Here is a 20,455-nt window from a genome sequence, read left to right as displayed (position 1 = left end):
TTTGTTCGATATTAAACGTTTTTTTAGCAAATAACGCTAGGGCACAAAGCTAAAGATTGTTATATTTTAGCGACAGAATATGAAATGGGAATTTGGTGTAAATCCAAAACTGTACCCGCAACTGTAATTAGTCAGCCTACATCAGCGGCTAAAAGTCAGATACCAACGTAATATTCAATTACTCACTTATTTTTTGTAGCGTGCGGGATCACACGATTTACTCTAGTATTCTTTGCGATACTGATTTCCCCTTGCATCAAATTAAACCCCGTCAAAATTCAATTTTGGCTTTTTAGTGTTCAATGGGAATGACAGGTAAAGCAATGCTCAAATTAAGCAATCTAAGCTATCAAATTGCTGGTACTACAATCTTGTCAGATATCCACTTCCAAGCTGACACGGGTTCTGTTATCGGTATTTTGGGACCCAATGGAGCTGGCAAGACAACGCTACTAAAGCTCATCTCTGGCCAACTCAGTTCACAACAACAAGTATTTTGGCGCTCAAACGCGATTGAAAATTTACCTGCAATAGCCCGCGCTCAGCAAATTGCGGTAGTGAACCAGTTCAATAGTCGCGTCTTTAATCTTAATTTAGAGCAAATAGTAAGTATGGGCTTACTACCGCATCAGACCTTATTCTCTAAAGTTTCAATAGCACAAAAAGACGTAATATCCACAGCTCTTGAACAAGTAGGTTTAAGCGCAAAAGCAAAACAACCTTTTCATTCACTCTCTGGCGGAGAACAGCAGCGGGCACAAATTGCCAGAGCACTTGTACAAACAGCGGGTTTATTTGTACTCGACGAGCCAATCAATCATTTAGATGTGTACTACGAACACCAAATATTATCTTTGCTACGTAAAATTGCGAAACAACAAAACGTTACCATCGTAATGAGCTTGCATGATCTCAATCATGCTGCTGAATACTGTGATCAACTATGCTTATTGGCAGAAGGTAAATTGATGTCCTTTGGCAGCCCTCAAGAAGTATTAACTCAGACACGTTTGCAACAGGTTTATAAAACGCCCTGTGATGTCGTGATCAAACCCTCCACACATAAGATTAGAATTGAATTTTATCCTCCCAATATTGAGCAAGCCGATGTGGCAAATGGCAGGAACGTAATAAATGACTAAGTCTAAATTTGCAATACTGGTCAGTTTTAGTGTTTTAAGTATTTTCTGTGGAATGTTTTTTGGTGCGGCCCAGTTAGACCTCGCAGGCATCTTTCAATGTATTAGCCATGACTGTGCCTCCAATGTTGATGAAGCAATTTTTTGGCAGGTGCGATTACCACGCGTTTTGGTTGGATTTTTAGTTGGTGCAGGACTTGCAGTAGCGGGGGCAACATTACAAAACGTGTACCGCAATCCACTGGCCGATCCCTATCTTTTTGGGGTTGTTTCAGGTGCTGGCTTAGGGGCAAGTATCGCTACGCTTTTGTTTAATGGTAGCTTAGCTAGTCAATCATCTCTATTTGCCTATTTGGCGCAGATTCCATTTTCTTATGCGTTGCCTCTTTCAGCATTTTTGGGTGCATTTTTTTCGGTCATCTTAGTTCAAATATTGTCGAAGAGATTGTTCGGGGAGCGCACAGAGTTTTTGCTTTTAGCCGGGGTAGCCGTTTCATTTATGCTGAGCGCATTAAGTCACTTTTTATTATTTATGGCCGAGCCATTTGCAGCCAATAAAGTCATTTTTTGGTTACTGGGCAGCTTGGCCAGTGCACAAATGTGGTTTGTTTGGATCATGTTGCCGGTTGTGACGATAGGCGTCATTGTCTTATGGCTTTACGGTCGACACATAGACGCCATGTTATTGGGCGACGAGAACGCCCAGACACTGGGTATTAAGGTCGACTCTTTACGATTATTGGTATTAATGATTTGTGCAGCTTTGACCTCGTGCATCGTTGCTTATTGCGGTGGGATAGGTTTTGTAGGGTTAATGATCCCACACATTGTCAGAGGCTGGTTTGGGGTTACCAGTAGAAGTCTCATTATTGGTTGTGTATTTGTTGGTGGCAGCTTTTTAATTTGGATTGACGTCGTCGCCCGGGTGATTATTGAAAATCAAGAAATCCCAATTGGTATTATCACCTCGGCGATTGGCAGTATATTCTTTTTATTTACATTACAGCAAAGTCGAGGTCGCTGATGAAGCCAGTAAAAGATAATAAATCACCTTTTTTACCGTTTGTTTCGCTTATATTGCTGCTATGTATGGGCGTTTGTGAAGCTGTTGAACCGAATGACAATCTAAACATTCAACATAAACAAAATCTTAAAATCATTGCCCTAGCTCCACATATTGTAGAGTTATTATTCGACATAGGCGCAGGACATCAGATCATTGCCACAGGCACCTACGCAGATTTTCCGGAACAAGCCAAAACACTACCACGGGTTGGCGATCATAGCCGCTTACAAATCGAAAAAATACTGCAATTAAGACCCGATTTAGTTATTGCTTGGAGAAGCGGAAATTCATTAACTGACCTAGCCAGATTGGAAGAATTTGGTATTCGCGTGTTTTATTCTGATCCTAAAGTGTTAGAAGATGTTAGCAAAGAAATACGTATTTTCGGTGAACTTACCGGTAGGCAACAACAAGCCAATTTGCTGGCTGACAACTATCAATTGCACCTTACAAACATGCGCAAACAGTATGCTGCAAAACAATCGATTTCTGTCTTCTACGAAATATGGCCAGCTCCAATGCAGACTATTGCTGGTGACGCGTGGCCACAACAACACCTCGATCTTTGTGGGGCCAGAAACATCTTTGCAGAAATTAACGAAGATTACCCTTCCGTATCCCTTGAGCAAGTTATCAGTAGAATGCCACAGGTAATTATTCAACCCAAAGCAGCGCAGCAAATAGAAAGTAGATTATTCGACTGGCAACAGTTTGGATTTATTCCTGCAGTCGAAAACCATTTTATATTGCGGCCAAACGCAGACAAGGTGTATAGAATGACAACCCGAGTGTTGAGTGAAATAGAACTATTGTGCGAAAACATTGAGCGCGCAAGGTTGTTTTACGCTAAATAATAATTAGTGGAATGGTACGGAGTGCAAGCCCCATTAACCTGCACTCCATTTGATACCGAAATTACTTTATGAAGCTGCCCGTTTCATTCCCCCCAGGCAATTAGGTGAATCAGGAGAATTACCATACAAGCTTTGCCACTCTTCTCCAGTGTATGTATGTAGAGCTAAAGCATGAATATGGTCTGCAAGCTCTTCTTTAAGCACAGCATTTACCGCTCTATGGCGATTGATTAAACGCTTACCTGCAAATTCTGGTGTCACTAATACAACCTTGAAATGCGTTTCAGACCCATCTGGTACATTGTGCATAAAACTTTCGTTAATGACTTCCAAATGAGCAGGATTAAAATGTGACAACAACTTTTGCTCAATATTGTTTTGTATGTTCATAGTTTGGTCCCTCTGTGTGTCTGTGTATAAATTTAGCCTGTTCGGAGCGGATTAAAAATCTATTTTTTCACGTTTTATCTTAAGTGATTGAGTCTGATAGATATTATTTATCGACGCTGTAATTGAAGTTTTTATAACGTGAATATTTAGAAAAGGATCTTGCGAAAGGTAAGATTAATCCGGCCTTGAACTAAGTTACTGCGCTTAGGAAGACTATGTAGCCAATGTTGCTGGGTGTTACCTGCCATTACCAATAAACTCCCATTTTGCAGCGAAATTCTTATTTTTTGGGCACTGCGCCTATGTTTAAAATCGAAATCTCGAGGATACCCCAAAGTTAATGATGCAATAACAGGCTGTTCACCTAACTCAGTTTCATTGTCTGCGTGCCAACCCATTCCATCTTGACCGTTTCGATACCAGTTAGCTAAAACCGAATTAAATTGAGAATCGCAGGCCTGCTCGAGCTTTTGTTTTAAACTATATAGTTCCTTTGTCCAAGGTATGGGGTGCATCTCCAATCCAGAATAACGATAAGTAGTTTGCTTATCCCCATACCAAGCCTGTAATCGAGGAATTGCCACTTTTCGTCCATAGATTTGGATAGATTCCTGTTGCCAAGCTAAATTAACCATTAAATTCTGATACAATTGATTGGCTGTGTCCTGATCCAAAAAGTCAGCTTGATAATGCACTTCTGCATCTACCATTGGCATTTTGATAAGACCCGCTGGGGGGGTTGAAAATAAATCCTGTTGCATACAACTTACTTGAATTCGGCTTTCATGAATACTAGCTTTCATTTTTTAGAGAAATCTCTGCAATTATACCGTTATCCCAGACGATTTGCTCACCCTAGTTGGCAGGCGTGGGATGCTGCTGATGAACTTATTTTAGAACACATCCATCAAGAGCAAGGTGATATTACACAAGCTAGTATCGTCATCATGAATGATGATTTTGGGGCTCTCTCATGTTGGCTAAATGAGGCTGACATTCATCACGTTAGCGATTCATTGGTTGCACAAATTGCCTGCCAACATAATATTCGAGAAAATGAATTAGATAAAACGCGAATCAAGTTTCATGACAGCCTCGCGCAAATCCCACAGGCTCCTGATTGGGTTATTATAAAAATTCCAAAAACCTTGGCCTTGTTGGAACATCAATTAATTCAACTGCAATCCGTACTTGCACCGACTACGCGAATAGTGGCAGGGGCAAAAGCCAAAGCAATTCAAAAATCAACGTTAGCGTTATTTGAAAAATATTTAGGCAAGACGCATACATCGTTGGCCAAGAAAAAAGCGCGACTAATATTTTGTGAGCCGGAATTGCCTTTAACTCAACAAATTTCACCTTACCCAACCACCTGGGAAATGGATCAAGAACCATTTACGATTCTTAACCATGCAAATGTATTTGCACGTCAGCAAATCGATATTGGTGCACGCATGCTGATAGATAACCTGCCCAATTGTAATGGAAAAATCGTGGTCGATTTAGGTTGTGGCAATGGCGTCGTTGGTTTATGTGTTTTAAAACGCTTTGCAGACGCACAGGTCATATTTGTAGATGAATCCTATATGGCAGTCGAGTCAGCCAGACAAAATGTGAAAAACAATTTGCCAGATCAATTCAATCGCGCCCAATTTGTAGTCAGTAATTGCTTGGAGCGGTTGGAAAAACAACAACAAATTGATATCGTAATTTGTAATCCGCCGTTTCATCAACTGAACACTATCACTGATCACATTGCGACTCAGATGTTTGAAGATGCGTGTTCGAAATTAGCAAAAGGCGGAGAACTAAGGGTTATTGGCAATCGGCACTTAGACTATCCACAAAAATTAAAACGGTTGTTTGGCGGTTATAGTGTTGTCGCAAGCGATAGAAAATTTAGTATTTTATCCTCGTTAAAATAAAGAGAAATTAGATGAAGCATTATTTAGTAGTATTAATACTCTCATTGTGTACGTTTATGGCCCATGGAAAACCCAAAGACGATGGCTCGCAAATCCAGCCAGATAATTATTATCCAAGGGTTAAAATGCATACCACAATGGGGGATTTTGTAGTTGAGCTTGATCGCTCCAGAGCCCCTATTACGGTAAATAATTTTTTGCGTTATGTAGATAAACGTAGTTACGAAGGAACTGTTTTTCACCGCATAATTGCTGACTTTGTCGTGCAAGGTGGCGGCTATGATAAAGACATGAAAGATTTGCCAAAATTTCCAGATATTTTCAATGAGTCAGGTAACGGTTTAAAGAATCAAACTTATACAATTGCCATGGCACGTTCTAATGGTGAGCATACTGCTAATCGACAATTTTATTTCAACCTCAATGATAACGAAAGTTTAGATCCTGGCAGAAAGTGGGGCTATGCGGTGTTCGGTTATGTCACAGAGGGGACTGATGTGCTTGATGCCATCTCTCAAGTGGAAACCCAATATGATGCAGTGATTGGCTGGGCAGATGTGCCAATTGAGCCAGTACTGCTGAATAAAGTTACGATATTGCCACCGCTTTAACTAAAAGTAGTTCTGACACTCAATTTCACTTGAAAAAGCTGTATAACAGGGTGTCGGTTTGCTGGTGTTGGATAACCTTAGTGAATGTGAAGCCCAATCTTTCGATTAGATTGATTGATTGGGTATTTTCTTTAGAAATAATTGCATGTACTTTTTTAAGGCCTAAACGCTGACAATCAGCTTGCAACACACCTTGGCACGCTTCAAACGTAAACCCTTTACGTCGGTATGCTGGCAAAATTGCGTAACCAATATCCGGCGCATCCAAGAACGTTCTCTGTAACATTCCACATACGCCCATAGGACGGTTTTTACGGTTGTCACAAAACACGTACAAGCCAAAGCCATTTTTTTGATACGAGACAAAAGGGCCGTCTTCAATAAACCTGCGCGCATCCGCTTGATTGTGAATATCACGATCACCAATATGTCTTATCCAGTCTGGATCATTAACTAGTTCTAGTATGAAAAACGCTTCAGCCGTAGTGACTTTACGAATATTCAAGCGCTCTGTTTGCGCAACTAAGGTGCCCGTACAACTCATGAAATAGACGGTTTATCAGAGTGAATAAAGATATTTCGAACTTTATTTTTGCCTGCTTTTTTAGCGAGGTATAAGGCTTTATCAGCTTTTTCCAATAATGCCACGACACTTTCACCTTGTGCTACCGTCAGTCCGACACTGATTGAAACGTGACAATCTTTATGTTGGTTATTCAGATTCATTACTTCATTTCGCATTCTGTCAGCAATTTGCAGGGCGTTATCTTGGTTTGTTTCAATCAAGATAACTAAAAACTCATCGCCCCCCATTCTTCCAACATAGTCTACATCGCGTATATGCTTTTTGATACATTGGGAGATGTCGACCAGCACCTGATCACCAAAAACATGCCCAAAGCCATCATTAATCTGTTTAAAATTATCAACATCGATCATTAATAACGAAAGTGGATGGTCAAAGCGCTCACTGCGAGTGAGCTCTCGCTTTAAAGCATTGTCTATCGCTCGACGATTGAGCAGTTTTGTAAGATGATCTTCCTGCGATAAGCGATGCAGCTGTTTATTTATACTGCTTAATTTAGAGATCATTTCAAAATTTTCTAATCGTATTCTTTCGATTAAATTAGCCACCACAAAACACGCTACCGCACTGGTAAATCCAGTAACAATACCTGGCCAGATATTATCAATATCGGCATAGCGAATAAGGCCAAACATTAAACAAACAAAAGCCGTGCTAATAATCCCCAATAGCAAATTTAATTGCCCTTGTAGAGGGAAACACAGCAACATCATTAAGATAGCAAAGGGGGTTATTCCGTGGCCGTCATTGACACTTAATATCGACCAAAAAACAGCAACACTGGCTAGAAATGTAGAAAACAAAGCCTCAATAAAGCTAACAAAAGACGACAGTTTCGATAGTGATTTAAGCTTCCCTAAAACCAGGATATTCGCGGTTGCAACAATTAATGAAAATGAATACAGCAAGGTATAAGGCAAGTTTGCAGCATTCAACATTTCATCACCAAGTCGGAAATGGTTTAGTAGTTGAATACCAAACACCACACAAGCCAAGTATGAAAAGTAAATAACGTACTTAATATTGTTGGAATTACTATGTACCAAATAATCCGCTAGATATGCGGGCTTCGGTTTGGGGAAAAATCGTGACATCAATCCACTCGTGAAATCGAAACTTACCTACGCTTCATTCAATTTTATGCGATGAATAAAGCATTGCTTGTTGCTACATCGATTAAAGATCCATCAGTTTTAGTTTAGCAAAAAATACTTTTGATACCATTACTTTCGTAATTTAAACGTTATAAAAGATAGTATTGAGGTATGAGGTTACGCGTTATTAATTGAAAAACTTAAGACACTATCAATGTTTTGGGAATGACAGGCGAGCATAATTAAGCGGTCAATGCCTAACGCAACACCAGAACAATCTGGCAATCCGGATTTCATTGCAGCTAAAAACCTGTGATCTACAGGAATTTGTTTTAATCCTTTTTGTTTGCGCGTTTGGTTATCTTGTTCAAATCGTTGCAACTGCTCATTGGCATCAGCCAATTCGTGGTAACCGTTGGCCAGTTCTATGCCTTTGAAATACACTTCAAAGCGTCGAGCTGTGCGTGGGTCGCTTTCTTCAAGCCTTGCCAATGCAGCCTGTGACGCAGGAAAACCAACCAAGGCTACAGGTCGATTTTGACCAATTTTAGGTTCGATCACTTGACTACAAAGTAGTTGCAGTAATACGTCTATAGAATCTTCAATTGCTGCGATATTTTCGAATCCAAATTCGCAAGCCTTTAACTTTAATTCGTCAAGCGAGCACGCTAACGGATCGATATCACAAAACCTTTGAAACGCATTTTGATAAGTTAATATCTCTAGAGGTTCCGTTTGTAAGACCAACTGCAAAAGCTGATCGACTTCGTCAATTAACTGGAGATGGTCAAAATTAACCCGATACCACTCTAACATTGTGAATTCAGGGTTATGATGCCTACCGGCTTCTTCATTGCGAAACGATTTACAAATTTGAAATATACAGCCGCTGCCAGCGCAAAGCAGTCGTTTCATGGCAAACTCTGGCGATGTCTGCAAAAACAACGGTGTCGATTCAGGTTTCAATGGACTTTGAAATAACGTATTGAATGCATGCAAATGCACATCCGTCACACCTGACAAAGACAAAGCCGGCGTTTCCACTTCGAGTACGTCACGCTGCACAAAAAAAGCGCGAATTTGAGCAATGATGCGCGCACGCTTTTGCAATATAGAAATGGAGGCCGAAGGTTGCCAGTTATCCGATATAGTCATGTGAACCTGGAAATTAGATGGAGCTTAAAAGACATTAAGCTCCGAAAAAGTGAGTTACTTTTGCGCGCGAGAAACGTATTCACCACTGCGAGTATCAACTTTTATCACTTCACCTGTTTGCACAAACAAAGGAACTCGTACTACTGCGCCAGTCACCAAAGTAGCAGGTTTTCCGCCTGTACCCGCTGTGTCTCCTTTCAAACCAGGATCAGTTTCAGTGATCTCAAGCTCAACAAAATTTGGTGGCGTAACAACGATGGGGCTGCCATTCCACAAAGTAATGGTACAAGTATCGTTTTCAACTAACCATTTAACACTCTCACCTACCGCTTTTTCGTCGGCGGCAATTTGTTCGAATGTGTCATTATTCATAAAATGGTAAAATTCACCATCGTTATACAAATAGGTAAGGTCAGTATCCATTACATCCGCACCTTCAACACTATCCCCGGAACGAAAGGTTTTTTCTAGCACTTTTCCAGAAATTAGTTTACGAATTTTGACCCGATTAAAGGCCTGACCTTTACCTGGTTTAACATATTCGTTCTCAAGAACGTTGCAAGGTTCGCCGTCGAGCATTATCTTTAAGCCCGCTTTGAATTCATTTGTGCTGTAATTAGCCATAAATCCTCTAAATTAATCGATTGAGTACTCGTTTGGCGCTGATAATACCTAAAAAATCCATCTCTGTAGAGAGTAACTGGCAAAAAGAACTAGCGACTAGTTTTAATCAACCAGAAAAATTATTGGAATTTCTTAATATTCCAATAAACCAACATACCCAAAACATCACTGCACGGAAATTATTTCCTATGCGTGTACCGTTACACTTTGCCAATTTAATGGCCAAGTCAGATCCGCTCGACCCGTTGTTTAAGCAGGTGTTTCCGCTGTATGACGAATACTTTGAAGACCCAGAATATAGTGTTGATCCGTTACAAGAACAAGCAACACCGCAACAAGGTATTCTGCATAAATACCAATCTAGAGCCTTGCTGATGGTACGCGGCGGTTGTGCGGTGAATTGCCGATATTGTTTTCGCCGGCATTTTCCCTATCAGCAAAACAGTTTAAATAAACCAGGTTGGTTAAATGCACTTAAATACATTTCAGAAGATCAGCAGCTCAATGAAGTGATTTACTCAGGCGGTGATCCGCTCATGGCGAAAGATGATTTTTTGGCTTGGCTCACCCAACAGATTGAACAAATACCGCATATAACCCGCTTGCGATTGCATACTCGACTGCCGGTGGTGATCCCTAATCGTATTGATCCCCACTTCATCGATTGGATAACCAAGTCTAAACTGAAAATAATTATTGTTCTGCATATTAACCATGCCAATGAAATTGATATAACACTGCAAAACAAATTGAAGTTGTTGAAAGAGGCAGACGTGACCTTACTTAATCAATCAGTATTACTGGCAGGGGTTAACGATGATACCGAAAGCCAAATTGCACTGAGTGAGCGCTTATTTGAAGTGGGAATTATGCCCTATTACTTGCATATGCTTGATAAAGTGAAAGGCGCTACACATTTTGACGTTGATGAAAGCAAAGCAAGGTTAATAATGGCAGAGATGATAAAACGCTTGCCAGGCTTTCTTGTCCCCAAACTCGTAAGAGAAATTAGCGGACAGCCCGGCAAAACGCCCTTAGACTTACATCTTCACCCTTAATTAAGCAAATGTATCGACATTTGACCCAATTGCAGGATTCGAAGAAACTTTTGGTACGTCAGCTGCTGATTCCAACAACTGAAGCGTCGCTTGGCCTTGAATCTCTTGATTTGATTTCGCAAGTTGCAAAGCTTTTATCTCAAGCGGCGCACCGGTAGTTCCAGATGCATTTACACCTTGAAGTTCCATACCAATTACCTCATTGCTTGTAGCAATTTAAAAAAACAGGCAGAATTACCCGTCTACGGTCGTTATCGACCCTACTGAAACTTTCTTGAGTATTTTTTTCCACTTTTTTTGAGATCTTTTTAATGCCCACTGATTCTGACTCTAAACTTCGACCTTTATTTGAAAAACTAGCTGAAAACATGCAGGTAATATATCGCAAAGCGATAGATGCTGACGAAGCCCTTGCTAAATTACAACAATCAGGAAAAGGTAAGTTTAATCATATATTTGCTGAAGATGCGGGATTTAGTGTGCAGAGCAAACGTTTTGTGCCTTACGTAAAGGAACTGGCTGTTGAAGTAGCTAAACTTGAAGAAAACCAGCAGTCACAAATAGAACAAAAATTACCAGACATCGTTAAAAAAATGGAATTATTACTTAGCACGCTAAGCCAATTTAAAGTCACGTTATAATATTAGAACGACCGTTTACACATCGCGCGCAGGTTGTTTTTTATACAAAATACACCATAATTATAGATGGAGATAGTTTCTACCCGTTACATGCATCAAATGTGGTGGGGCATTACCTTATGAGGTGTGAAAATGGAAATCGGTATTAGTAACAATCTAAATAATCTTTCTGCGTCACTTTCTGGTGCATTTAAAAGTGAATCAACAGGCGTGAATGCGTTTGGTATTGGCAATGCCAACAAGCCCGAAGTTGAATTATCTGCTCAGGCCAGAATTTTACAACAAAACGAACAAACTCAAAATGAACGTAGAGAAAGCGTGAATGCGGGAAATCAAGCTGAGGAATCTGCTGACGTCACTGGCAATGAATTTATTCGCGTATCTAGTAGTGTTGGTTCAGCGGCACGCAATAACTTGACCTCTGAGAAAGCGACTGAAGTTTATCGCTCCATACAAGACCTGTTATAACCAAAAGTTAAGCTTTCACAGACCTTGATACAGTGCTAAATCATCGATTCGCTGATTGATTAACGCCACCACCTGTTTATATTTCTCGCCTTCTACATCTCCATATTGGCGGCTAAATTCGTTTTTACTTAACCCTTCAGGTAAATGCGTAATGGCAGGGAAAAACTGCTCCTCACTACTGATATTGGCTAACGAAGCTTGCAAAGTTTCTGCATGAACAGGGTCAATCGCCATCACTGCGAGTTTTATGCCTGCTAAATCAGCTGCTAAATCAGCAAAACTAAAGCCTGATCCACCTTCTGCTCGGTCCATTAATTCCTTAAATTCACCTATAGCTGCACTAATTCCCTGTTGCGACAAAATTTTAATGGCCGCTGAAATAACAAAGTGCTGGGTTAAATCACTCCGACCACTAATCAGTGGTCGATAGTAAGGCATAACTACCTTGCCTTCGAACGGCTGCACATTGCCAATAAAATTCGCGATGCGATGATGTCCCGCATAAATGGCTAGTGCCAACAAGGCTGCTTCATTTTCAACCACGGCAGAAGAATTTACCGTTTGGCTTTGCGCTTTTTGAAACAACGGCTTTAAATAATCTGCCAGCGGCTGACCTGTAGGTAGACTGGAAAAGCTCAAACTATCCAAATATGCTAAATAAAATGTTACCTTCTGTTTTAATTCTTCGTTATCAGAGCCGGATAGTCCGTTTTTAATTTCATTCAAACTCACTAAAAAGTCATGAATAGGAATTAATCTAATTTCCACCGCGTTCTCTGAGGTTTTCACCTCCGACACTTGATTCAGGGCCATGTCTCCCAAATCACTATTGGTCCACCAATTGACTAAAAAGGTCATGGCTGAAACACCCCATTGCCCATAAATAGGCAAATCACCTAATTGGATATTTCTAACCTGAACACCTGGCGCTGTGATCAATTCTGCGCTGAAATTAAGGTATAAAGAAAACCAATCAACGGGGACTTTGTAAGTAAACTTAGTGGTTAGCTTTTCTTTGTCGGTAAGCACTTCCCCGGAAAATTCGGGGACGGCACGTTGCATAAACCCCACAAGGCTATTCATTTGCGGATTTGACATATAAATGGTTTGTGGAACAAAGCGTCGTTGGGTAATTTGCCTGATTTGTCGCAACAAAATATTGACTGAATCTGCGTCGTCTACTTGTTTAGAGGCATTAGCCACGACCAAAGGTTTTGTTTCAAATATTAAAACTACTAATACAACAGTCACCGCAATTAAAAAAAGCAGTGTCATTTTGAAGAATTTAATTAACCTAGACATGTCGTTATGTCCAAAAATAATGCTGAAACAAACATCGCTCTTTTATAATTCCGCTTTAATTATTTAACACCCGTAAAGAGCTTCGCACTATTTTATAGATAGTTGCATCATGCTGGCGAAACCACTCAACTATCAAATCTGTCATGTATTTCTAGTGGAATAATATCATTTTAGATTGGCAAAGGAACGCCCGAAATAAATAATCTCTGCGATTCGACTCGTTTGTATTTACAAGACACATCGCTGTTATTTGGGTCTCCGACTGGGTTGCAGCTTTTCCGTAGCCCAATCCGCAAATTCGAGTAAAGAGCAGCTATCTGAATGACCTTTATTGGCCCCCTCAACGGTCCGGTATACCACCATATATTTCGACAATTCTTTGTGTGCTCTCTCATCAACAACCTGTCTAACTGACCAGCGCATACCCGGTAAACTATTGGTATAAAACGCCCCGACTTCCAACTCGAAACCTAAAGCAGATTCTGCTCGCATTATTTCGTCCGCTAAATCAATAATACGCTTAAGCTGCTGATCACTGATATCTACAACGACTTCAGATTGGGATATTGCTTGATGTATGTGTTTGGGTAAAATTCGTTTGGTATCAGGATTATTTTTCACTTCTTGATATTTCATCAATCCCATTGGATATCGTCGCCAATGAAACCGATTATTAAACACCACGGCGACGAGAAAAAGTATTAAACAATTCATCAGTGTCGGTGTAACCATATACCAGTAACCTAATTCTTGAAAACTAGGTCCGCCAATCGCAGCGGCGAGTGCGGTTGCTCCCCCCGGCGGATGCAGGCATCTAGCTAAATGCATAAACAAAATGGCTGTACCTACTGCCAATGCCGAAGCTAGATAAATATCAGGAACGAGTTTGACCATTGTCACACCCGCAAAAGCGGAAATTAAGTTGCCACCGAAAAGCGCCCAAGGAGTAGAAAGTTGACCATGCGGAACAGCAAAAAGTAACACGGTAGACGCGCCCATCGACGGTAGAATAACAATACTTCCCTCGGGGCCGATGAGATACACACTAAGAGCGTAGGTTAGTAAAATAGCTAAGGTGCCACCGATAGCTGCGACAACTTTTTCAGAAGAAACCACATCGCTTTGAATACCGATAAAACGTAAGGCTTCGGTGAATCGCTTCATTTTTATACTCCAAAAAAAAGCCAACTGATTGTTGGCTTTTCTAATTCATAAATGTGTAGGTTACACTTCAGCCATATTCCCTTTTGACTCTAACCAAACTTTGCGGTCTGGGGCACGTTTTTTGGAAAGTAACATATCCATCAATTCCATCATTTGCCCAGCGTCGCCTTCGGTAAGTTGGACCAAACGACGAGTGTTAGGATCCATGGTGGTTTCACGCAACTGCATCGGATTCATTTCACCTAATCCTTTAAAGCGTTGTACATTCACCTTGCCACGTTTTTTCTCAGCTTCGATACGATCCAAAATGCCTTGCTTCTCACCTTCATCAAGGGCATAGAAAACTTCTTTACCTACATCGATTCGAAACAGCGGTGGCATAGCCACATACACATGTCCGCGATTAACCAGAGTTCTAAAATGTCGCACGAAGAGTGCGCATAATAATGTGGCTATATGCAGTCCATCAGAATCAGCATCGGCAAGAATACATATTTTTCCGTAGCGCAAGCCACTTAAATCATCTGAATCAGGGTCGATGCCTAAAGCAACTGAAATGTCATGAATTTCTTGAGAAGCCAATACTTGTGACGAATCCACTTCCCAACTATTTAATATTTTCCCGCGCAAAGGCATGATAGCTTGAAAGACGCGATCTCGCGCTTGTTTTGCTGAGCCACCAGCAGAGTCCCCTTCCACCAAGAACAACTCTGAGCGTTCAATATCCTGATTGGTACAGTCAGTTAATTTACCCGGAAGCGCTGGCCCTTGGGTGACTTTTTTACGTGCAACTTTTTTGCTTTGGCGCAATCGACGCTGTGCATTATTGATACACATGTCTGCTAACAACTCAGCAACATCAGTATGCTGATTTAACCAAAGGCTAAACGCATCTTTGACCACACCAGAAACAAAAGCCGCTGCTTGACGCGAAGACAATCGCTCTTTGGTCTGCCCTGCGAATTGCGGATCTTGCATTTTGGTCGATAACACGTAAGCACATCTGTCCCAGATATCTTCCGGAGACAACTTCACTCCTCGGGGCAACAAATTGCGGTACTCACAAAATTCGCGCATCGACTCCAACAGTCCCTGACGAAGTCCATTCACATGGGTTCCGCCTTGTGCAGTTGGAATTAAATTTACATAACTTTCGGTGATCATTTCACCACCTTCGGGTAACCACATCACTGCCCAATCTGCAGCCTCATGATTTCCCGCCAATTTCCCCACAAAAGGAGCATCTTCAGGCAATGACACATAATCACTAACAGACTGGTACAGATAGTCGCGTAAACCATCTTCGTAGTACCACTCTTGGCTTTCTTTGCTTATTTTATTGTCGAGTTTAATTCTCAGACCCGGGCATAACACCGCCTTTGCTCGCAAAATATGTAACAGCTTACTTACTGAAAATTTTGCAGAATCAAAGTAAACAGGGTCAGGCCAGAATTTGACACTGGTACCCGTGTTGCGTTTACCACAGGAATCTACGATATGCAGATCTTCGACCTTATCGCCATTTTCAAACGCCATTTGATAGACATTTCCATCGCGACGAATGACCACTTCCACACGGGTAGATAGGGCGTTTACAACCGAAATACCCACACCGTGCAAGCCACCTGAGAATTGATAGTTTTTGTTCGAAAACTTCCCGCCGGCGTGTAACTTAGTCATAATCAGTTCAACGCCTGACATGCCTTCTTCCGGATGAATATCCACAGGCATTCCGCGACCATCATCCACCACTTCCAATGATTGATCTTCATACAGAGTCACTTTGATATTACTTGCAAAACCAGCAAGTGCTTCATCGACACTGTTATCAATCACTTCCTGACTAAGGTGATTGGGGCGAGTGGTGTCCGTATACATTCCCGGACGACGTTTAACTGGCTCTAAGCCATTGAGGACTTCTATTGCATCAGAATTATATTGGTTTGACATGCTTATTTTTCGATTTTTTTTGCCAAAAGGGGGTGGTTGGTAACACCTATATTACTACTGATGTTACCAATTCAAAGTGCGCGGAGCAATCAACATCTCGTTCAATATAACGTTTAAATTTAAATCAAATTAAACATGCGAGAATACAGGCTCAAGAAAGCAAAAACTCAAATATCTTGGGTAAGTGATTCTGATAGTTTTGAAAACTATGATCACCACCCTGCTCGATGCTCAATCGGCTGGTTAAATATTTCTGCTCCGCCTGACGATAGTCTAACGTTTCATCCCCTGTTTGCAGTAAGGCCCAATAAGCACTTGGATCCTGCAATTCTTGAGTATTTAAATCCAAGAGTTGTTGAATGTGTAGATCTTGCAAGGTGAAGGCTTTGTTGGTGTATGGATTTACATGATCACCTAGATAACCTTGTAATAATTCAAATGGGCGCACTGCTGGATTGATAAGTACAGCTTTGCCGCCAAACTTTTCGACTAAATAAGTAGACATATAGCCACCCATAGAGCTACCGATAAAACGCAGTTTTTTACCGCTATGTCGACTAACAATCTCCTCCAGCATTTGCGCCGCTTCCAAAGGATAATTAGGCACTTCAGGAAGCTCCACAATCAGCCCTGCATGGTGCTCTTCAATGTACTTTAGCGTTTGTTGTGCTTTTACCGACTGTGGCGAGCTCATAAACCCATGAATATAAATGAGTACGTATTCCATCTAACTTATCTTTCCTTTTCTAAACGTATGGTTGAGTGCGAAAAAGTGCCATCATCAAACAACTGAAACAGGTTGAAACCGGGCAATTCCTTACTTACTGAAAATTCGGGAGTATTAGCAAACTGCCAGCAACTAGACGGGCAGGATTGATAACGACATCCATGTAAAAAAGTATGCGTATCGGCATGTATATGACCATAAACCACCAGCTTAACCTGGCACAATTGCTGAATTTCATTCACAAACAGATCGCGATTAAGCCAGTTGTGTTTATCCATCCAACTACCGGTTTCAATTGGGTGATGATGACAAGCAACCAAGTGAAAATGGTTAGGATTAGCATGAATGTTGGATACTAGATATTGCAAATCTTCTGTGCTGACTTGCCCTAACGTGGCGGTATATCGGGTATCTAGACCGTGCAAGCACCAATTATCCAGTTGCAACGGTGCTTTTTTTGCTAAATCTTTGTGAGCGAATAGACTGTTAAACGATGACGATTGATCATGATTCCCGGCAATCACTTGGCATTTGTCAATTAAATTGAACTGGCTAAACAAATCTAAAAAGTGTCGATAACTTTGCTCACTGTCGTCTCCAGAAATGTCTCCGGTAACAAGAATGCAGTCAGGGTTCAGGTCTGTAATTTTCAGAAGTAATAATTTAAGTGACTGGTAAGGGTTAATATGGTTGTAACCCGTTTTGTTCTTATCTGCGAACAAATGACAATCACTTACTTGCACTAAAGTCGTCATAATTCATTAAACTTAGTTAAATTTCTGAGGAGCCTATTGATTCCGCATGGCGTAGGCAAAATGCTAACCATTCAGCCAAAAACCGATTGGTCATTTCTTTTTCATTGGGTTGATGCATGTGAGTATTTGGATAGGCATAACTTGGTTTCAAAGAGCCTATATATTGAGCACTCAACACTTCTGCCACATTGGCGTCATGATAAAGGCGCACTTGCATGACTGGACGCATATACGTAGGCACGCCATTGGCTAGCTGCGCTAACTCTACTGTGCTGGTGTAACGGCTACTATCGAGAATTTTGACTCGATAATAGAGACCTTCATTGATTTCGAAGGAATAGCTCAATGTCACAGTGTCACAATCTGGCAGCAAACGAAGTAAACGCGCATAATTGGCCTCACAAACCGCCAGCAACGACGGAAGGTCAGGAACATATTTGCGTTGTTTATTAGTTATTTTCATGCCAGATATCACGTACTTTCTGTTCGTTTAAAAGAAACCATTGTAACGCGATAAGCGCCGCAGCGTTATCGATTTTGCCTTCATTCAGCCAATCAATTGCTTCTAACTTAGTTACCCTGCGCACTAATATATCTTCACTTTCGTCTTCTAAACCATGTACACCTTGCGCAGAAGATGCATCCACTTCACCAATATAAATATGTATACGCTCGGTGGTGCCGCCCGGGCTTGAAAGGTAACTCAACGCTTTGTGTAAACGCTTAACAACCACGCCTGATTCTTCAAATGCCTCGCGCCGACATACTTCTTCTACTTCCTCACCTTGTTCAATCATGCCAGCTACAACCTCAATCAACCAAGGTGTTTCACTGGTGGCATACGCTCCTATTCTAAACTGCTCAATAAACACAAATTCATCTAGCACTGGATCAAATAACAATACGGCTACAGCATGACCTCGTTCCAAAACTTCTCTGGAAATAGTTTTGCTCCATCCGCCGTTGAATAAGCGGTGGGTAAATTGATAATCGATCAGCTTAAAAAAACCGCTATAGAGTGATTCAGTTTTATTAATTTTTAAATCGTGTTTCGTAAACATTGGAAATGGCTTCAATTTTTAATCTCCAAATTTAGTACAGTTCTACCAATTTATCCGTTGAGTTACCTTGATAAATTGTCATTCCCATAGCTTAATAGCGTTACAATTTAACCCAATCCAAAATGGAAGTGTAGCGACACGTATTTTTGCGTGGACAAGCTGATGTAGTTTGATGGTTTTAACGTTATCGATGGTACTTCTTAGCCATTGGATTCAACTTAAAATTAACAGAACATAGTTTCTGATAAACATATTCTGTTACACTTCATAGGATACTGTTACTACTTATCATTTTCGGTTAGCGCTTGATTTAATTACAATTTGACCTGAAATAAAAATAACTGAATATAACAGCATCATGCAGTACATTACGGAACATAAATAGGAAAGCAAATGAAAAAATCAATTCTGTCTCTGCTTATTGGCTTTAGCGTGGCCACTCAAGCCTATGCAGATGATCTTTATCAGGTGTATCAACGCGCACTGGAACAAGATCCTACGATCAATAAAGCGAAAGCGGATCGTGACGCAGCCTTTGAAGGCATTTCAATATCACGAGCAAATTTGTTGCCACAGATATCAGGGGTGATTGGCTATACAGATAGTACAAGTGATCAATTCAATTTCACAACTGTACCTGTTTTAGACCCGTCTACAAATGAACCCGTATTAGATCAAAATGGTGATCCTGTTACGACAACAGAGGTTTCAATTTTTAACAATCAAAGTAAAAATTTAGGTTGGGATATAAATTTATCCTTATCAATTTATGATCACCAAAATTGGGTAGGCCTAAATCGCGCAGAAAAAGTCGCACAGCAAAGTGACACTACCTATGCATTGGCTAAACAAGAATTGATAGTGAGAACCACTATTGCCTATTTAGCTGTGCTACGTGCTCAGGACGGTTTAGAGTTTGTAAAAGCCGAAAAACGCGCAATTGAGCGTCAATTGGAACAAACTAAACAACGATTTGAAGTAGGATTAACCGCAATTACTGACGTGCACGAAGCTCAAGCTAACTTTGATAATACAGTTGCACAAGAGATCGTTGCAGAAAACTTAGTTGAGTTACGCCTCGAAGAGTTGCGTGAAATCACAGGTAAATACCATGACAACCTCTCGGTACTAAATACAGAAAGCTTTACGGCTTCCAGACCAATACCTGAGCGTGTTGACGGCTGGCTAGAAATTGCAGAAGAAAAAAATCTCGACTTAATGGTTAGCAAATTAGCCACTGAAATCGCCAAAGACGATATCAAAAATGCTCGTGCTGGCCATTACCCTACTGTTTCATTAACAGCGTCCATTGGTAGCAATGATACAGAACTGAATGGTAATAGTAGTCTACCAACAAGAGATAACGATTCGATTGGCATACAATTGAATGTTCCGATTTATTCTGGTGGTAGAGTGAGTTCTCAAACAGCACAGGCAAAGTATAACTTTATCTCTGCCAGTGAAAGTCTTGAGCTAGCCCATCGTTCAACAGTGCGTTCAATTCGCAGCTCTTATAATGACGTAGTGGCAGCAACCTCCACTATCCGCGCCTTAGAGCAAGCCGTGGTTTCGGCGCAAAGTGCCTTGCAAGCAACTGAAGCGGGTTTCGATGTGGGTACACGTACCATTGTTGATGTATTAAATAGTACGCGAAATCTATTTGACGCACGTCGAAACCTTGCCGGAGCACGCTACGATTTCATTTCAGCTGTCATGACCTTGAAGCGTTCTGCAGGAAACTTAACAGAACAAGATCTTATTGATATTAACCGAGGACTTAGATCCGCTTCTTAGTCTTTGGCAATATAGTTTAAAAATCCGTTGTAGTTTTCTGCAGCGGATTTTTTATGTTCTTAATGCCAGCCTGTTTGTTATTATATTGGCG

General features: G+C 40.9%; 23 protein-coding genes and 1 riboswitch. Of the genes, 9 read left to right on the top strand and 14 right to left on the bottom strand.

The window, feature by feature from the left end; genetic code table 11:
* The first annotated feature begins 44 nt into the window (after positions 1 to 44).
* Positions 45 to 185, top strand: a riboswitch (cobalamin riboswitch).
* 138 nt (positions 186 to 323) lie between these two features.
* From GLIP_RS20945 to GLIP_RS20935, 3 genes are read left to right on the top strand one after another with little or no spacing between them, the layout of a single operon-like run.
* Positions 324 to 1,142 carry an ABC transporter ATP-binding protein gene (locus GLIP_RS20945; RefSeq protein ID WP_226992266.1) on the top strand — a complete coding sequence of 273 codons (819 nt, stop codon included), beginning with the start codon at positions 324 to 326 and terminating at the stop codon, positions 1,140 to 1,142.
* Entirely contained in the window at positions 1,135 to 2,163 is a 1,029-nt protein-coding gene (locus tag GLIP_RS20940; protein ID WP_008846734.1) for a FecCD family ABC transporter permease, read from the top strand. The genes GLIP_RS20945 and GLIP_RS20940 overlap by 8 nt, the downstream gene beginning before the upstream one ends.
* The gene (locus GLIP_RS20935) at positions 2,163 to 3,059 is read left to right on the top strand and encodes a cobalamin-binding protein (RefSeq protein WP_008846733.1); all 897 of its coding nucleotides are present in this window, start codon (positions 2,163 to 2,165) and stop codon (positions 3,057 to 3,059) included. The genes GLIP_RS20940 and GLIP_RS20935 overlap by 1 nt, the downstream gene beginning before the upstream one ends.
* A 66-nt stretch (positions 3,060 to 3,125) precedes the next feature.
* Here the strand turns inward: GLIP_RS20935 and GLIP_RS20930 are convergent, their stop codons facing one another.
* Entirely contained in the window at positions 3,126 to 3,449 is a 324-nt protein-coding gene (locus GLIP_RS20930) for a BolA/IbaG family iron-sulfur metabolism protein (protein ID WP_008846732.1), read from the bottom strand.
* Between the two features lie 146 nt (positions 3,450 to 3,595).
* Positions 3,596 to 4,252 carry an alpha-ketoglutarate-dependent dioxygenase AlkB family protein gene (locus GLIP_RS20925; RefSeq protein ID WP_008846731.1) on the bottom strand — a complete coding sequence of 219 codons (657 nt, stop codon included), beginning with the start codon at positions 4,250 to 4,252 and terminating at the stop codon, positions 3,596 to 3,598.
* Between GLIP_RS20925 and GLIP_RS20920 the strand changes: the two genes are divergently transcribed.
* Both GLIP_RS20920 and GLIP_RS20915 read left to right on the top strand, forming a co-directional pair.
* Positions 4,235 to 5,374, top strand: coding sequence for a methyltransferase (locus GLIP_RS20920; protein ID WP_008846730.1), 1,140 nt, complete (start codon positions 4,235 to 4,237; stop codon positions 5,372 to 5,374). The genes GLIP_RS20925 and GLIP_RS20920 overlap by 18 nt on opposite strands.
* Positions 5,375 to 5,385: 11 nt before the next feature.
* Positions 5,386 to 5,985: a peptidylprolyl isomerase gene (locus tag GLIP_RS20915; RefSeq protein WP_008846729.1), complete on the top strand. Its 600-nt coding sequence runs from the start codon at positions 5,386 to 5,388 to the stop codon at positions 5,983 to 5,985.
* Positions 5,986 to 6,010: 25 nt separating this feature from the next.
* Here GLIP_RS20915 and GLIP_RS20910 read toward each other — a convergent pair whose 3' ends face one another.
* The 4 genes from GLIP_RS20910 to efp all read right to left on the bottom strand — a co-directional run bounded on the left by GLIP_RS20910 (position 6,011) and on the right by efp (position 9,444).
* Positions 6,011 to 6,529 (bottom strand): GNAT family N-acetyltransferase, encoded by a 519-nt coding sequence (locus GLIP_RS20910; protein WP_008846728.1) that lies wholly within the window; start codon positions 6,527 to 6,529, stop codon positions 6,011 to 6,013.
* Entirely contained in the window at positions 6,526 to 7,665 is a 1,140-nt protein-coding gene (locus GLIP_RS21580) for a GGDEF domain-containing protein (protein WP_052155029.1), read from the bottom strand. Before GLIP_RS21580 ends, GLIP_RS20910 begins: the two co-directional genes overlap by 4 nt.
* Before the next feature lie 177 nt (positions 7,666 to 7,842).
* Positions 7,843 to 8,820, bottom strand: coding sequence for an elongation factor P--(R)-beta-lysine ligase (gene epmA / locus GLIP_RS20900; protein WP_008846726.1), 978 nt, complete (start codon positions 8,818 to 8,820; stop codon positions 7,843 to 7,845).
* Between the two features lie 54 nt (positions 8,821 to 8,874).
* On the bottom strand, positions 8,875 to 9,444 hold the full coding sequence (gene efp / locus GLIP_RS20895; protein WP_008846725.1) for an elongation factor P: 570 nt from the start codon (positions 9,442 to 9,444) through the stop codon (positions 8,875 to 8,877).
* A 32-nt stretch (positions 9,445 to 9,476) separates the two neighbouring features.
* Between efp and epmB the strand changes: the two genes are divergently transcribed.
* Positions 9,477 to 10,502, top strand: coding sequence for an EF-P beta-lysylation protein EpmB (epmB, locus tag GLIP_RS20890; RefSeq protein ID WP_008846724.1), 1,026 nt, complete (start codon positions 9,477 to 9,479; stop codon positions 10,500 to 10,502).
* Here the strand turns inward: epmB and GLIP_RS20885 are convergent, their stop codons facing one another.
* Positions 10,503 to 10,691 (bottom strand): hypothetical protein, encoded by a 189-nt coding sequence (locus GLIP_RS20885; protein ID WP_008846723.1) that lies wholly within the window; start codon positions 10,689 to 10,691, stop codon positions 10,503 to 10,505.
* 122 nt (positions 10,692 to 10,813) lie between these two features.
* Here GLIP_RS20885 and GLIP_RS20880 point away from each other — a divergent pair, with 122 nt between their 5' ends.
* Positions 10,814 to 11,143 (top strand): hypothetical protein, encoded by a 330-nt coding sequence (locus tag GLIP_RS20880; RefSeq protein ID WP_008846722.1) that lies wholly within the window; start codon positions 10,814 to 10,816, stop codon positions 11,141 to 11,143.
* A 132-nt stretch (positions 11,144 to 11,275) separates the two neighbouring features.
* Positions 11,276 to 11,611: a hypothetical protein gene (locus tag GLIP_RS20875; protein ID WP_008846721.1), complete on the top strand. Its 336-nt coding sequence runs from the start codon at positions 11,276 to 11,278 to the stop codon at positions 11,609 to 11,611.
* A gap of 15 nt (positions 11,612 to 11,626) precedes the next feature.
* Here the strand turns inward: GLIP_RS20875 and GLIP_RS20870 are convergent, their stop codons facing one another.
* The 7 genes from GLIP_RS20870 to nudF all read right to left on the bottom strand — a co-directional run bounded on the left by GLIP_RS20870 (position 11,627) and on the right by nudF (position 18,570).
* Complete coding sequence (locus GLIP_RS20870; RefSeq protein ID WP_008846720.1) at positions 11,627 to 12,913, bottom strand: hypothetical protein; 1,287 nt, start codon at positions 12,911 to 12,913, stop codon at positions 11,627 to 11,629.
* A 246-nt stretch (positions 12,914 to 13,159) separates the two neighbouring features.
* Positions 13,160 to 14,077 (bottom strand): HPP family protein, encoded by a 918-nt coding sequence (locus GLIP_RS20865; RefSeq protein ID WP_008846719.1) that lies wholly within the window; start codon positions 14,075 to 14,077, stop codon positions 13,160 to 13,162.
* 60 nt (positions 14,078 to 14,137) lie between these two features.
* Entirely contained in the window at positions 14,138 to 16,027 is a 1,890-nt protein-coding gene (parE, locus tag GLIP_RS20860; protein ID WP_008846718.1) for a DNA topoisomerase IV subunit B, read from the bottom strand.
* Between the two features lie 151 nt (positions 16,028 to 16,178).
* Complete coding sequence (locus GLIP_RS20855; protein ID WP_008846717.1) at positions 16,179 to 16,754, bottom strand: YqiA/YcfP family alpha/beta fold hydrolase; 576 nt, start codon at positions 16,752 to 16,754, stop codon at positions 16,179 to 16,181.
* Between the two features lie 5 nt (positions 16,755 to 16,759).
* Positions 16,760 to 17,509, bottom strand: a complete 750-nt coding sequence (locus GLIP_RS20850) for a metallophosphoesterase family protein (RefSeq protein WP_008846716.1) — start codon at positions 17,507 to 17,509, stop codon at positions 16,760 to 16,762.
* Between the two features lie 16 nt (positions 17,510 to 17,525).
* The gene (locus GLIP_RS20845; protein WP_008846715.1) at positions 17,526 to 17,972 is read right to left on the bottom strand and encodes a DUF1249 domain-containing protein; all 447 of its coding nucleotides are present in this window, start codon (positions 17,970 to 17,972) and stop codon (positions 17,526 to 17,528) included.
* The gene (gene nudF / locus GLIP_RS20840) at positions 17,959 to 18,570 is read right to left on the bottom strand and encodes an ADP-ribose diphosphatase (RefSeq protein ID WP_040523804.1); all 612 of its coding nucleotides are present in this window, start codon (positions 18,568 to 18,570) and stop codon (positions 17,959 to 17,961) included. The genes GLIP_RS20845 and nudF overlap by 14 nt, the downstream gene beginning before the upstream one ends.
* Positions 18,571 to 18,963: 393 nt before the next feature.
* Between nudF and tolC the strand changes: the two genes are divergently transcribed.
* Positions 18,964 to 20,364, top strand: a complete 1,401-nt coding sequence (tolC, locus tag GLIP_RS20835; RefSeq protein ID WP_008846713.1) for an outer membrane channel protein TolC — start codon at positions 18,964 to 18,966, stop codon at positions 20,362 to 20,364.
* Positions 20,365 to 20,455 lie beyond the last annotated feature (91 nt).

This window comes from Aliiglaciecola lipolytica E3, from assembly GCF_000314975.1.
Taxonomy (GTDB): Bacteria; Pseudomonadota; Gammaproteobacteria; order Enterobacterales; family Alteromonadaceae; genus Aliiglaciecola; species Aliiglaciecola lipolytica.
The sequence above is the reverse complement of the archived record's forward strand: the minus strand, read 5'-3'. Positions and strand labels throughout refer to the sequence as shown.